Source organism: Litorimonas sp. WD9-15 (genome assembly GCF_050271975.1).
Classification (GTDB): domain Bacteria; phylum Pseudomonadota; class Alphaproteobacteria; order Caulobacterales; family Maricaulaceae; genus Litorimonas.
In genome coordinates this window covers 2,102,298-2,115,652 of the sequence record NZ_CP189850.1, presented here as the reverse complement: position 1 = coordinate 2,115,652, position 13,355 = coordinate 2,102,298, and the positions used below count along the sequence as shown (strand labels likewise).

13 protein-coding genes are annotated in these 13,355 nt (G+C 54.7%); 4 read left to right on the top strand and 9 right to left on the bottom strand.

The genetic code is table 11. The features are described from left to right. Positions 1 to 8 precede the first annotated feature (8 nt). From bcp to ACP9M6_RS09885, 4 genes are all read left to right on the top strand, one after another. Entirely contained in the window at positions 9 to 482 is a 474-nt protein-coding gene (gene bcp, locus ACP9M6_RS09900) for a thioredoxin-dependent thiol peroxidase (RefSeq protein WP_427450695.1), read from the top strand. Positions 483 to 485: 3 nt separating this feature from the next. Then, positions 486 to 1,298, top strand: a complete 813-nt coding sequence (locus tag ACP9M6_RS09895; RefSeq protein WP_427450693.1) for a ferritin-like domain-containing protein — start codon at positions 486 to 488, stop codon at positions 1,296 to 1,298. Positions 1,299 to 1,429: 131 nt separating this feature from the next. Further along, positions 1,430 to 2,638: a M23 family metallopeptidase gene (locus ACP9M6_RS09890; RefSeq protein WP_427450691.1), complete on the top strand. Its 1,209-nt coding sequence runs from the start codon at positions 1,430 to 1,432 to the stop codon at positions 2,636 to 2,638. Further along, complete coding sequence (locus ACP9M6_RS09885; protein ID WP_427450689.1) at positions 2,628 to 3,068, top strand: bactofilin family protein; 441 nt, start codon at positions 2,628 to 2,630, stop codon at positions 3,066 to 3,068. The genes ACP9M6_RS09890 and ACP9M6_RS09885 overlap by 11 nt, the downstream gene beginning before the upstream one ends. A 689-nt stretch (positions 3,069 to 3,757) precedes the next feature. On the opposite strand, the gene parC is transcribed toward ACP9M6_RS09885, so the two are convergent. The 9 genes from parC to ACP9M6_RS09840 form a co-directional block, all read right to left on the bottom strand. Beyond that, positions 3,758 to 6,025 (bottom strand): DNA topoisomerase IV subunit A, encoded by a 2,268-nt coding sequence (parC, locus tag ACP9M6_RS09880; protein ID WP_427450687.1) that lies wholly within the window; start codon positions 6,023 to 6,025, stop codon positions 3,758 to 3,760. 75 nt (positions 6,026 to 6,100) lie between these two features. Then, positions 6,101 to 6,841, bottom strand: a complete 741-nt coding sequence (gene recO / locus ACP9M6_RS09875) for a DNA repair protein RecO (protein ID WP_427450685.1) — start codon at positions 6,839 to 6,841, stop codon at positions 6,101 to 6,103. A gap of 3 nt (positions 6,842 to 6,844) precedes the next feature. Further along, complete coding sequence (gene era, locus ACP9M6_RS09870) at positions 6,845 to 7,813, bottom strand: GTPase Era (protein WP_427450683.1); 969 nt, start codon at positions 7,811 to 7,813, stop codon at positions 6,845 to 6,847. Next, a complete protein-coding gene (rnc, locus tag ACP9M6_RS09865) occupies positions 7,810 to 8,517 on the bottom strand; it encodes a ribonuclease III (protein WP_427450681.1) in 708 nt (235 codons plus the stop codon). Before rnc ends, era begins: the two co-directional genes overlap by 4 nt. Then, positions 8,514 to 9,290, bottom strand: a complete 777-nt coding sequence (gene lepB / locus ACP9M6_RS09860; RefSeq protein ID WP_427450680.1) for a signal peptidase I — start codon at positions 9,288 to 9,290, stop codon at positions 8,514 to 8,516. The genes rnc and lepB overlap by 4 nt, the downstream gene beginning before the upstream one ends. Continuing rightward, positions 9,287 to 9,700, bottom strand: coding sequence for a holo-ACP synthase (gene acpS / locus ACP9M6_RS09855; RefSeq protein WP_427450678.1), 414 nt, complete (start codon positions 9,698 to 9,700; stop codon positions 9,287 to 9,289). Before acpS ends, lepB begins: the two co-directional genes overlap by 4 nt. Then, positions 9,701 to 10,459, bottom strand: a complete 759-nt coding sequence (locus ACP9M6_RS09850) for a pyridoxine 5'-phosphate synthase (RefSeq protein ID WP_427450676.1) — start codon at positions 10,457 to 10,459, stop codon at positions 9,701 to 9,703. It lies immediately after the preceding gene. Then, a complete protein-coding gene (gene pyrE, locus ACP9M6_RS09845; protein WP_427450675.1) occupies positions 10,456 to 11,040 on the bottom strand; it encodes an orotate phosphoribosyltransferase in 585 nt (194 codons plus the stop codon). The genes ACP9M6_RS09850 and pyrE overlap by 4 nt, the downstream gene beginning before the upstream one ends. Then, positions 11,037 to 13,355 carry a RelA/SpoT family protein gene (locus ACP9M6_RS09840; protein ID WP_427450674.1) on the bottom strand — a complete coding sequence of 773 codons (2,319 nt, stop codon included), beginning with the start codon at positions 13,353 to 13,355 and terminating at the stop codon, positions 11,037 to 11,039. Before ACP9M6_RS09840 ends, pyrE begins: the two co-directional genes overlap by 4 nt.

The following is a 13,355-nucleotide window of genomic DNA, read 5'->3' as shown; positions in this document are numbered from 1 at the left end:
GAGAAGATATGACACAGCCAGCCATAGGTGATACAGCCCCCGATTTCACAATGCCCCGCGACGGCGGCGAGACCGTCAGCTTGTCCGACTTCACAGGGAAATATCTCGTTTTGTATTTTTACCCAAAGGACAACACGCCCGGCTGCACGACGGAAGGTAAAGAATTCACAGCGCATAAATCCGACTTTGCTGCACTGAATGCCGAGATCGTCGGTGTCTCCCGCGATTCTGTGAAAAAGCATGACAATTTTATCGCAAAGCAAGAACTCAATATCATTCTTGGCGCGGACCTCGAAGGTAAAGTGACTGAGGATTACGGCGTCTGGGTCGAGAAGAGCATGTATGGCAAGACTTATATGGGCATCCAGCGCGCGACCTTCCTGATCGGTCCGGATGGTAAAATTGCGCATATATGGCCAAAGGTGCGTGTAAAAGGTCATGTTGCCGAAGTGTTGGAAACGCTGACGGCACACGCCGCATAAGCGATGCCTGCTCTCTCCCTCGCCCGTGATATCCTTCTGACGGCTGATCCGAGGGAGAAAGCCGCCGCTGCCCGACATATGCGGGCGGAATGGAGGGCGCATGTAGATATTGGCGCACCGATCGCAGACCTGCCAGTTCAACCCGCACGTCCTGCCAAGCCTGAGCTCGTCCCGCCCATGCAGGTGCCGCGTCGGCGATTGGGATCACCGGAAGGTCGAGGTGCCCTCCTCCATGCTGTTGCACATATCGAGCTAAACGCGATTGATCTGGCTGCGGATATGATTGCGCGGTTCGCACTCCATTCGGATATTGCAGATGAAGACCGCGCCTCATTTATCGATGATTGGTCCTCTGTCTGTGATGACGAAGCACGACATTTCATTATGCTCGCAGATCGTCTGGACCAACTCGGCCTCGCCTATGGTGATTACCCTGCGCATAACGGCTTATGGGAAGCGGCACAGTCAACGCGAGATAATTTTGCCGCCCGTGTCGCGATTGCGCCGCTCGTGTTGGAAGCACGCGGACTGGACGTCACGCCGGGCATGATCAAACGCTTGATAAGTGTCGGCGATACCGAAAGCGCGCGCTTGCTCCAAATCATATATGATGAGGAAATCGGCCACGTCGCAACGGGTGCGAGATGGTTTCAATATTTAGCCAAAACACACGCGCAACACCCCGAATCGTGGTTCCACACGCTGGTCCGGGAGCACTTCCGCGGACAGGTAAAATCACCTTTTAATGAAAAGGCTAGAACGCTGGCGGGCCTCTCGACCGCCTATTATATGCCATTAGCGGCCAAAACACTGTAAATAATGCGTTAATTTAGCGTGGTGGCTGATAAATTAAGATTAATTTAACTGTAAAGGCACCCAATCACCCTTGAACACGATGATGTGACTATGATTAATAGGCGTGGGGACGAGAACATGACCGGGGATTTATGCTAAACGACGTTATTGGTGACGTGCGCTCAAACATTTTGCGCCACTTCCCCGAACGCCAGATTTACCTCCGCTCCGGCGGTGAAGTAAAATATTACGTCCTGACGACGAAGCTGCAGCTCGCCGTGGTCTCGGCCATTTCCGTAATGGCCCTGTGGTGCCTTTTCACCATGATCAACATGCTGGTCGGTAATAACCCGTTGCGGTCCTCCGCACAGGAAGTCCGCCATGTTAAAGCTCAATATGAACGCCTGCTTGCCGACTCCAAAGCCAAAGAAGATAATACGAAACTCATGCTCGCCGAACAGCGCGCCAGTTTCGAAGCGATGGCGCGCACGCTGGAAGAAAAACATCAAACCCTTTCGCAAATCATGGGCTCTACATCGGCCATGCCAATTACAAGTGCAGGGCAGATCGACTATGCGTCCAACCGTGTCTTGATGGCCCCGACGGCGCGTGACACCGCCCCGCGTGAAGCGCGAAGTGATGTAATCAAGACGGCCTCCCTCGCCACGGGTTTGGATATTGACAGTTCCCTGAACATGTTGGGCCAGACTCAGGATCAGTTCCTACTCACGGCTGAGGAGGAAACACTCGATAGAATTGAACGCAATCGCGCCCTCATCCTTTCAACCGAGATGGACATTGAGACCGTTTTAGCGGAATCACCTTATGGAAAAGGCGGTCCTTATGTCCCGCTTGAAATGGTTACGAATACGGACACGGGTTTTGTGTCGCGCGTGAGTGCCATCCAAGCCCGTGTTGCCGAAGTCGACGCTTTGGACAGCGCCGTCAAATCCCTTCCGATGGGACATCCTGTTGGCGTTGAAACCTATCAAACTTCGACATTCGGTGTGCGCTCAGACCCCTTCACAAAGCGGCCTACATTTCATCACGGGTTGGATTTTGGCGGACAACGGCTCACGCCGATTGTCGCAACAGGTGGTGGGATTGTTACCTATGTCGGACGGCGCGGTGCCTATGGCCGCGTTGTCGAAATTGATCACGGGCACGGGTTTAAGACACGTTATGCCCATCTGCATAAGACATTTGTCAAACGTGGCCAAACTGTTGAAGAAGGCTTTGAAATCGGCGGCATGGGAAACACGGGACGAAGTACGGCAACACATCTCCATTACGAAGTTCATTTCCAGGGTCGCGCCTATGACCCCAGCAAATTCTTGAAAGCAGGACTTTATGTTCAATAAAACTAACGGACCGGCCCAATCTTCCGGTGCAGCTAAACCGAAAGCGACACCCATGGCCTCTCCCACAAAATCCAGCTCTGCTGCAGGTATCCCATCCATTCTAGGACGGGACATCGTTATTACTGGCGACATCAAAACCGATGGAGACGTACAGATTGACGGGCGCCTCGACGGCAATGTCCATGCCGGCAATATCACGATTGGTGAGCAAGGTGCCGTGAACGGAAAAATCATCGCAAAAAACTGTCATATCCGCGGTAAAGTCACGGGAAAAGTTGATGCCAATGTGGTTGAGCTCGCAGAAACAGCGAATGTTCAAGCCGATCTCGTGCAGGATCAGTTGATGATCGCCAATGGCGCCTTCTTTGATGGGAAATGTGCACGCAAATCGGCGTCTCCGACTCCGATTAAAGCGGCGAAATCTGCTTAGTTCTGACAATAAATGACCGGAATAACCCGCCCCTTGAGGCGGGTTTTTTTTGGTTTAAAACTTAATCCACGTTTATGCGGAGATTAATCCACGCTTTTGACAACTCCCACCCATCTGTCACCCCGGGCTTAGCCTGGGTCAGCCCAGCGGAGGCTATTGGAGGAATGACACCGTGATACTGTGTACTCGCGTCAATCGATAAAACTGCTGGTCCCGCCTCAACGTCGGGATGACAATTGGTGTGCGGCGCCAATGTCGCTGGCCAATCCTACATTTAGAAAAGAATGATCCCCACTTATCGAACCTGCGCTATATTCATCTCGTTCTTTCAGACACGGGACAGATTAGCGCTTTCTGATCGGTCTGAAAGACGGTGGGGTTGAGCAGCTTGGATTTAAGCCCCAAGCCTGTGCCGGACCTATCACTGTTCGAGAGCCGACCGGCAGGTCGGGCTTGGTGCATCGTATTGACAACACGATGAGCTGGGTCAGGCACTGACTCCGGGGGCATAATACGGGCCGTCGTGATACAAACCACCGCCGCAGGGTCACACCCGCGTAAAACACAGTTATTATATTTGGTATCCCATCGTGGGTACTGACCCTGCGGGCTGTCCCGCTTACGAATTGAGTACCCTCGCCGCACGCGCAGATCGTCGGTCGCAGCTTTCGCTTTTCGGAAAGGAGGCCTTACAAACCCTTCGCAGGATCAAAGCTTGGCTTCCTCGCAAATCCTCTGGGGGCCATGCGGCCCGCTTGGGCGCGTTTGCCCTCCAACAGGTTCCAGTCCGGCACCTCGTTTCTGCGGGCAGATGTGTCGAGGAAGCTCAGGCCTTCTTCCGCTTTAAACGTTGTCAGATCGGCAAGCCCACCATCCTTATATTTCTGGAGGCGGACACCCTTGCCCCGCGCCATTTCGGGAAGCTCTTCAACATTGAAAACAAGGATTTTACGGTTTTCGCCAATCGTTGCGATTTTCTCGCCTTTCACCTGAATGACGCGCACGGCCTCCGAGTCGCCTTTAACATTCAGGGTCTTCCGACCACCACGCGTCGAGGCAATGATATCGCTCTCATTCACTCGGAATCCATAACCTTCAGAACTCGCAACGATTAATTGTCGTGTCGGATCATGGACGAACATCCCGATTGGTGTGTGGTCATTTTCGAGGTCGACAATCAAGCGGATAGGTTCGCCATTGCCGCGCCCGCCCGGCAATTTATCCGCGCCGAGCGTGTAAAATTTTCCGTTGGAGGCGAAGATGATAATTTTATCCGTTGTCTCCGCATGGACGGCAAAGCCGAGCTTGTCCCCCTCTTTAAATTTCAAGCCGGAGAGATCTTCCATCTTGCCCTTCATCGTCCGGATCCAGCCCTTTTCGGACATCACGACCGTGATGGGTTCCTTGGTAATAAAGGCCGTGGAGAGGTCGACATCGATTTCAGGCGCAACATCGAATGTCGTGCGGCGTTTGCCAATCTCAGTCTTGGGGCCATACATATCGCGGGCGGATTTCACCTGTTCCGCGATCGCGTCCCATTGCAGGCTGTCAGTCGAGACGAGTTCATTCAACTTGTCCCGCTCGGCGGAGAGCTTGTCATGCTCGCCCTTGATCTCAATCTCCTGCAACTTGTTCAGCGCGCGGAGGCGCATGTTCAGAATGGCCTCTGCTTGACGTTCCGTGAGTGAGAATTTCGCGATCAGTTCCTGTTTTGGCTTGTCCTCGAAACGGATGATGCGGATGACCTCATCAATATTCAGAAACGCAATCATGTAGCCGTCGAGGACTTCCAGACGATCGGCAATTTTCGCCAGACGCTGACGCGAACGACGCAGCAGGACCTCGCGGCGATGGTCGAGCCAGCTTTGCAGGACTTCCCGCAGATCCATCACACGCGGCGTCCGCGTGGCGTCGAGCACGTTCATGTTCAGGCTGACGCGGTTCTCCAGTTCAGAAATCTTGAACAGGCTTTCCATCAGGAGCGCCGCGTCGATATTCTTGCTACGCGGTTCCAGCACGATGCGGATATCTTCAGCGGATTCATCACGGACATCGACGAGACCGGGCGATTTCTTCTGCTCGATTATATCTGCCAGTTTTTCGATCAGGCGGGACTTCTGAACCTGATAGGGAATTTCGGTGATGATGATCTGGTATTGGCCCCGTCCGACATCTTCGACATGCCAGCGTGCGCGGACTTTGAACCCGCCCTTGCCCGTCGTGTAGGCGTCCAGCATCGACTCTTTCGGCTCGACAATAATGCCGCCGGTCGGGAGGTCGGGGCCGAGCACGTAATTCATCAGAGTCTCGACCCGCGCATTCGGCGTCTTGATGAGGTGCAGCGCCGCGTTGCAGAGCTCCGCCGCATTGTGAGGCGGAATGGAGGTCGCCATGCCGACCGCGATGCCCTGCGAGCCATTTGCCAGCAGGTTCGGGAAACCTGCTGGCAGAACCAGCGGCTCCTCGTCTTCCTCATTATAGGTCGGGATAAAATCGACCGCGTCTTCATCAAGTCCTTCGAGCAGCGCCACACCCGCTGCCGTCATTTTGGCTTCGGTATAGCGCATCGCGGCAGGGCTATCGCCGTCAATATTGCCGAAATTCCCCTGCCCGTCGACAAGCGGATAGCGCGCGGAAAAGGACTGCGAGAGTTTGACGAGCGCGTCATAAATCGAGGCATCGCCATGCGGGTGATATTGACCCATCACGTCACCGACAATCCGCGCGCATTTCTTATGCGCGTTCTCGGGGTTCAATTTTAGCTGTCGCATGGCGTAGAGAATGCGGCGGTGAACGGGTTTCAACCCGTCGCGCACATCCGGCAGCGCCCGTTGGGTAATCGTGGACAGCGCATAGGCGAGATAGCGGGTCGAGAGCGCGGTATCGAAATGTTCTTCGATAATCGCATTCTCTGGAATTTCACCTTTCGGTGTCTTGGTCTTGGGTGGCTTCGCCATCTCACTCACATTTCATTCGAATCAGTTATATCACGCTATCAAAGCCGGACGGAGATTGCGCGGGAAAGTACAGATTTACTGGGGACGGCTCGCATACCCTTCCGCGAAAAGACGGTCGACCATGGCGGCGCGCGCATCGGGGAGTGTGCGGTTGACCTCCCACTGCACACGGGTTTCCAGAAAATATTCCGTCAGGCGTAGACCCGCCCAGATATCTTCGGGCGTCGCTGTTCCCTCACCGCGCATGAACCCTGGCAAGCGGAGCATCTTCTCGCCATAGGGCGCGGCAGAGGACGCGCAAACAGCGCGTCCCGAGCGCGGCGATACATGGGTCAGATTATCCGTCACACCCGTCGCCGCACATTCTGACAGGTCGAGGCCGTAACCGAGCGCGGAGAGCAATCCGGCCTCCCACCGCACATAGAGCGCGGGCCAGACTTCGGGATTATCAAGTTGGGAGACGACGATGGAGAACACGTCATGCAAGGCGGGATAGGCTTCACGTTCCGGCAACAATTCACGCGTCATCACGCAGAGCGCATTCAGCGCCGCAAGGCTCAGGCGGTCATCCATCAATTCCGCCGCGCGACTATCGATGGCCTCGAGCGTGTAATAGCCGAGATGATCTTCCATCCTTGCCCGCCATTCAACGGTAACATGATTTCCGGGCTGAAGAACAGGTCGCATTCGACGCCCCGAACCGCCGCGCACGAGACCGGGGTGACGGCCCTTCTCCCGCGTGAAGACTTCAATAATGGCCGAGCTTTCGCCGTGTTTGCGACTGCTCAGGATATATCCGTCGGCGGACCAGTCCACGGTCTAGACGTCAAACTCCAAGCCCATGCCGGAATAACGGGCTTTATCTTCGCGCCAATTCTCGCGGACTTTCACGAAGAGGAAGAGATGCACATTCCGGCCGAGCCAATCCTTCATATCCTTCCGCGAGGCCGCACCAATATCCTTTATGGTCTTGCCATTCTTGCCGAGCACAATCGGTTTCTGCGAATTGCGACGGACATAGATAACCTGCTGAATACGGACATCGCCGGATTTCAATTCCTTCCAACTCTCCGTCTCGACCATGCTCATATAGGGCAGTTCGTCATGGAGGCGGAGGAAGAGCTTTTCGCGCGTGATTTCCGCCGCCATGAGACGGGATGGGATATCGGCGGCTTGGTCGATGGGATAGAGGAGCGGGCCTTCCGGCATGGCTTCTGCAAGCGCGGTGGAGAGTGTCTCGACGCCCTCCCCATTCGTAGCAGAGGTCATGAAAATCTCGGCATAGATTTCCATTTCGCTGAACACAGCGATCAATGGCAGCAATTCATCATGCGGGATTTCATCAACCTTGTTCAGGACGAGGAAGGCTTTCGATTTGCGCTTTTTCAATCCCGATTGCACGCTCTTCGTATCATCAACCGAAAGGCGGTCCTGCGCAGAACCATCCCCTGCCTCTTGCCGCAACCAAGCGGGCGCATCGACCACGTGAACGACGAGTTGACTGTCATTCGCACCCGTCCATGCGGCGTGGACCATGGACTTGGCAAGACGGTCACTCTCATTAGGGGAGAAGATACCCGGTGTATCAATCAGGACGACTTGCGACGGCAGACCATCTGCCGTTTCCAACATGGCGATGGCGCGAATTTGGAACCGTGTGGTCTGAACTTTATGCGTGACGATGGAGACTTTCTCCCCCACCAAAGCATTGGTTAGCGTCGATTTTCCCGCATTGGGCGCACCGACAATCGCGGCAAAACCCGCGCGGCTATTAGGAAGTTGCGTCATGATTTCGGCCATCTTTTCAACATTTCAGAGGCCGCAGCCCGTTCGGCGACACGTTTGGATTTGCCCGACCCTGAAGCCTTGCCGACGCCGTCCACACTCACTTCGATGATGAAGTCAGGATTATGATCGGGGCCTGTTCGACCTATGACATCATAAGAGGGCAAGCTGTACCGTCCCGCCATGGCGCGTTCCTGCAATTCGGTTTTCGGGTCTTTGGCAGAGCGCGTAACGATGTCATTCAGCACGGGCCGCCAATAGGTCTCAAAAAAGCTTTGCGCCGCAGGGTAGCCGCCATCCAGATAGAGCGCCGCGATCAGGGCTTCGCAGACATCACCGAGAATGCTGGTCTTGTCCCGCCCGCCCTGTTTGGCCTCCGACGAAGACATCAGAATGACCTCACCCAGATCAATCTGCCGAGCAATGTTCGCGCAGGTTTCCTTGCGGACGAGCGCATTCAGACGGCGCGCCAAGGTGCCTTCGGCCTCAGTCGAATGATGAAACAAGGCATCCGCCGTCATCAGTCCCAAAACACGGTCCCCGAGAAATTCCAGCCGTTCATTATCCGGCGTCTTGCGCTGCCCGTCGCCATAGGAACTATGCGTCATGGCACGCACAGCGAGCTGCGTATCCTTGAACGAATATCCAATCCTCTTTTCCAACGCGGTCAGGCGTGGATAGCGTCCATCTTTGGAAAGTGCGGTCATTCGATGGTCTTGAACCAGCGATCACTGCGCATGTTCAACCAAGTCCACGGTTTGTAAATCACGAAGTCCTCATCGACGGACAACAACACGATTTCCGCGCGTCCGATGATATTCTCGAGCGGCACGTAACCCGCACCACCGGAGCCGTCCGCATTGACAGGCACACGGCTGTCACCTGAATTATCGCGGTTATCACCCATCATGAAATAATGACCAGCGGGCACGGTAAAAATCTGGGTTATGTCGGAAGGGCTATTCTTCTGGGAATCATAGATGAGGTGCTGATGCCCCTCCGGAAAAGTCTCCCTGAAAAGGTCTGCGGCTTCGTCATTCCCGAATTGATTGACGAAACTCTCCAGTCCGACTTTCTCCAGCGGGAGCTTTTCGCCGTTAATATAGAGCTGCCCCGTCCGCATTTGTATCTGGTCACCTGGCAGACCGATGAGGCGTTTAATAAATGTGTTCCTGCCGCCTTCGGGTCGGAAGACGAGCACATCCCCACGTTTCGGTTCCTGCTCAAAAAGGCGTCCTTTTTTCACTGGAAACGGCAAAGGTGTCGCAGCGTGGCGCCCATACCCTACCGAGTATTTGGACGTGATAATGTAATCACCCTTCATCAATCCGGGCAACATGGAGCCGGACGGAATGTGGAAGGGTTGAAAGATGAAAGTGCGGAGTACGAACGCAATCGCAAGCGCCCAGAGAACGGTCGATACAGTTTCACGGAAAGTGCCTTTGCCGTCCTCTTTCTTCTCTGACTTAGATTTTCTCATGATGTCTCTCTAACGGCTGGAACCGCTTCGGCAATCGCAAATGCAGTGGCGTAGGGGTAATCATCAGAGAGCGAGAGGTGGATTTGCCCACTCTGATTTTCAGAAAGATATGATTGGAGTCGGGACTCCGCTTTACCGGACAGGGTCACGACAGGTCGTCCTGAGGGATCGTTTCTGACCTCGACTGCGTGCCAAGGCAGAGCCCCCGTCTCTGCCCCGGCCAGCGCTTTCGCGACAGCCTCCTTGGCGGCAAACCGCTTGGCATAAGACATGGCGGGACGCGCTTTCGAATTACAATAATCGCGTTCAATTTGCGTGAAAGTCTTCGCGAGAAAACGCTCGCCATGTTTTTCAATGGATTGCTCGATCCGGCGAATATCGCAAATATCTGTGCCAATACCGAGGATCATCTAGGCGCGGGCTTCCGTTGCGATGCGACGCATTTCCTTGATGGCGGGCTCCAGCCCCATGAAGATGGCTTCGCCAATAATGAAATGCCCGATATTTAATTCCATGCATTCGGGAATAGCGGCGACGGGCGCGACATTCTCGAATGTCAGGCCGTGACCGAAATGCACTTCCAGCCCCAACTCATCGGCAAGTTTCGCACCGGAGCGGAACGTCTCTAAATAGACATCCGCCTTTTCCTGATCTCCGTCATCAAAGGCATGCGCGTAGGCCCCTGTATGGAACTCCACGACTTGCGCATCCGTGGAAGCCGCCGCGCGGATTTGCGCATCAACCGCTTCGATAAAGAGGGAAACGCGTGACCCGTTTGCCGCGAGTTCCCGCACAATAGGCGCGATGTGATTATGGCCACCGACGACATCCAACCCGCCCTCAGTTGTGCGTTCTTCGCGGCGCTCCGGCACGACGCAGACGGCTTTGGGTTTCAGGTCGAGTGCGATTTTCAGCATTTCATCTGTGGCTGCGAGTTCCATATTGAGCGGGATATTCTCACTCTCGCAGAGCAGTTGTAGCCGCACCATATCCGCATCGCGCATGTGCCGACGATCTTCGCGCAGATGTGCCGTGATACCGTCCGCGCCCGCCTGTATGGCCGCCCAAGCGCCCGCAACAGGATCGGGATGTTCACCGCCCCGTGCATTTCTGACGGTCGCAATATGATCAATATTGATGCCCAAACGGGGCAATTTAGCCTCCGTCATGAGAGGCCTCGGCTACCTGGTTTGACCGCAGGTTTATCCGCAAGTTCGGGTGGGAGGTCATTCGGGTCATAATCCGGGAACCGTTTCGCCGCTAGACTGATAAGCGGTACGCCAATATCGGCTTCGCCGTTGGAGCGATCAAAGATACAGGCACCTGCGACAATCTCTGCCCCTGTCGCTTTTGAAATCGCCGCAATACATTCGCGCGAAGACAGACCGGTCGTGACGATATCTTCGACCATGAGAACCTTAGTCCCTGGCTCCAAACTAAATCCCCGGCGCAATGCAAATTCGCCGTCGACACGTTCAACGAACATGCTCTCGAGCCCCATTTGCCGCGCAGTTTCATATCCTGGAATGACGCCGCCCATAGCGGGCGCAATGATAACATCCGGCTGAATTCCCGCCGCCGTGATTTTCTCTGCCAGCGCCTTGCAGACGATTTCGGTCAAACGCGGATTTTTGAAGATCAAGGCTTTCTGCAGAAAGACAGGGCTCCGCCGACCGGAGGACAGAATGAAGTGACCCTCCAATAGAGCGCCCGCTTCGCGGAATATATCTAGGACGTCTTCGGTGTTCATGCGGTCTCGGATTCAGATTTAGAAGATTTGAGTTTCGGCGGCAGCGCGCGGCTGCGATCCACTTTCACGACATAAGAGGATGCGCGAAGGGCCGCAATAATCGACATCAGGTGACGATTATCCCGAACTTCGATATCCAAAATCATGTCGAAAAATGCGCGACTGCGACGGACGGTTTTAATGTTGGTGAGGTTCCCCTGTGACTCACCGATGATCTTTGTCACATCGGCTAGCGCACCGGGGACATGTTGAACCGTCGTCACGACACGCCCGGCAGCAGCCGCTAAGTTTGCAGCGCGTCGCCACCCTAAATCAATCCAATTGTCCATGGCGTGATCGACGGAGACGAGCTCTTCGCAATCAATCGTATGTATGACGATGCCTTTTCCGGGCGCTTGCAGCCCGATAATTCTATCACCCGGAATAGGTGAACAACAGGCGGCCAGATGTAATCCTGCACCGGGGTTCATACCGTCACCCCGAACGTATAGCCCGATGGATTGATCATCAATCAGATCGAGATCCTGAATAGCGTGCTGCTCACTTTCTTCAGACCGCCCAGGGAAAACAGCTGAGACGAAATCCGCCATGGAAAGCTCACCGCGCCCCAAAGTCTCAAACAAGGTCTCCTCATCCGTGATTTGTAAACGTCCCAATGCATCCGTGAGAACCGTTTCATCCAGCGAAAGACCTTCGCGTTTGAAAGCATGGAGCGCGAGTGTTTCGCCGATATTTCGGAATTCTTCTGCTTCGCCCTCACGTGTCAAACGGCGCAGCGCTTGTCTCGCCCGACCCGTGACGACGATATTCTCCCAGCCCGGTTGCGGCTCGGCTGTACCCCCGCGGATAATTTTCACGACATCGCCATTGTCCAGTTGTGTGCGGAGCGGGACTTCGCGGCCATTCACCACCGCCCCGATACAGGTATCACCAACTTTCGTGTGAACCGCATAGGCAAAATCAATCGGCGTGGCCCCTCGCGGGAGCGCAATCAGGTCACCCTTAGGCGTAAAAGTGAAGACCTGATCCGTGAACATTTCCAGTTTCACATTATCGAGGAATTCATCCGCATCACCGGATTGTTCCATCATCTCAATCAGGTCTCTGAATCGTTTCAATGGGTCGCCACCGGCAGCTTTCGCGCTCGCCGGGTCATAGGCGTAGCTCTCATCTTTATAGGCCCAGTGGGCGGCCACGCCACGTTGCGCGACATCTTCCATCCGCTCGGTCCGGATTTGGATTTCGACGCGGCGATTCTCAGCTGTCCGGATAGTCGTGTGTAACGATTGATAGCCATTCGGTTTCGGGACAGAAATAAAGTCACGGAAGCGGGATGGCACAGCGCGATAATCATGATGCAAGACACCCATAGCCCTGTAGCAGTCAGGCCATTTTTCCAGAATAATCCGGAACGCATAAATATCTGCGACATCGTCAAAGCTGATATTCTGGCGCTGAAGTTTCCGCCAGATCGCATAGGCGCGTTTCTCTCGTCCATAAATGCGGGCCTCAATGCCTGCGTTAGACAGTGTCGATCTCAGGCCTATAAATATCTGTGAAATCGCCTCTCCTTGGCTGGATCTCCATTCGTCCAATCGCTTGCTGATACCCTCAAACGCGGCGGGATTGATGTGGCGGAAGGACAGATCTTCCAGTTCGGAACAGATTTTATCGACCCCGACCTTCCGCGCGAGAGGCGCGTAGATTTCCAATGTTTCCCGCGCGATCCTCTCGCGTGAAGCCTGTTTCGGATGGAACTCCAGTGTCCGCATATTGTGCAGACGGTCGCAGAGTTTGACGAGGAGAACGCGAACATCTTTCGAGACGGCCAGAATGAACTTCTGAAAGTTTTCCGCCTGCGCCTTTTCACGGGACAGGTTTGGGCGAGACATCTCGACCTTGCCGAGTTTCGTCACACCGTCGACAAGTTCCGCGATTTCCGGCGTGAACTCACGCGCCAAATCCTCAACCGTCGCATCCGTATCCTCCAGCACATCGTGGAGCAGCGCTGTACAGATCGTAGCCACATCCAGATGGAGCGAGGCGACGATACCTGCCACTTCTATGGGATGTGCATAATAAGGATCACCCGAATGCCGTAATTGCTGTCCATGCGCCTGAACGGAGAAGACATAGGCCTTATTCAGCAAAGCCTCATCAGCGGAAGGATCATAGGCTTTAACAAGTTCGACGAGTTCGAACTGGCGCAGGAACTTCTGCGGGACGGCCGCGCCGTGTTGGGCGGGCTGTGTCGGTATGTCGGCCAGGTTGGTCACAGGTCGTTTCGTATAACGCCGCAAACCCGGTTCGGCCAA

Excerpts from the sequence above, each read along its gene's own strand:
- bcp (WP_427450695.1), top strand. The coding sequence starts at position 9 with ATGACACAGCCAGCCATAGGTGATACAGCCCCCGATTTCACAATGCCC.
- ACP9M6_RS09895 (WP_427450693.1), top strand. The coding sequence starts at position 486 with ATGCCTGCTCTCTCCCTCGCCCGTGATATCCTTCTGACGGCTGATCCG.
- ACP9M6_RS09890 (WP_427450691.1), top strand. The coding sequence starts at position 1,430 with ATGCTAAACGACGTTATTGGTGACGTGCGCTCAAACATTTTGCGCCAC.
- ACP9M6_RS09885 (WP_427450689.1), top strand. The coding sequence starts at position 2,628 with ATGTTCAATAAAACTAACGGACCGGCCCAATCTTCCGGTGCAGCTAAA.
- parC (WP_427450687.1), bottom strand. The coding sequence starts at position 6,025 with ATGGCGAAGCCACCCAAGACCAAGACACCGAAAGGTGAAATTCCAGAG.
- era (WP_427450683.1), bottom strand. The coding sequence starts at position 7,813 with ATGACGCAACTTCCTAATAGCCGCGCGGGTTTTGCCGCGATTGTCGGT.
- rnc (WP_427450681.1), bottom strand. The coding sequence starts at position 8,517 with ATGACCGCACTTTCCAAAGATGGACGCTATCCACGCCTGACCGCGTTG.
- lepB (WP_427450680.1), bottom strand. The coding sequence starts at position 9,290 with ATGAGAAAATCTAAGTCAGAGAAGAAAGAGGACGGCAAAGGCACTTTC.
- acpS (WP_427450678.1), bottom strand. The coding sequence starts at position 9,700 with ATGATCCTCGGTATTGGCACAGATATTTGCGATATTCGCCGGATCGAG.
- ACP9M6_RS09850 (WP_427450676.1), bottom strand. The coding sequence starts at position 10,459 with ATGACGGAGGCTAAATTGCCCCGTTTGGGCATCAATATTGATCATATT.
- pyrE (WP_427450675.1), bottom strand. The coding sequence starts at position 11,040 with ATGAACACCGAAGACGTCCTAGATATATTCCGCGAAGCGGGCGCTCTA.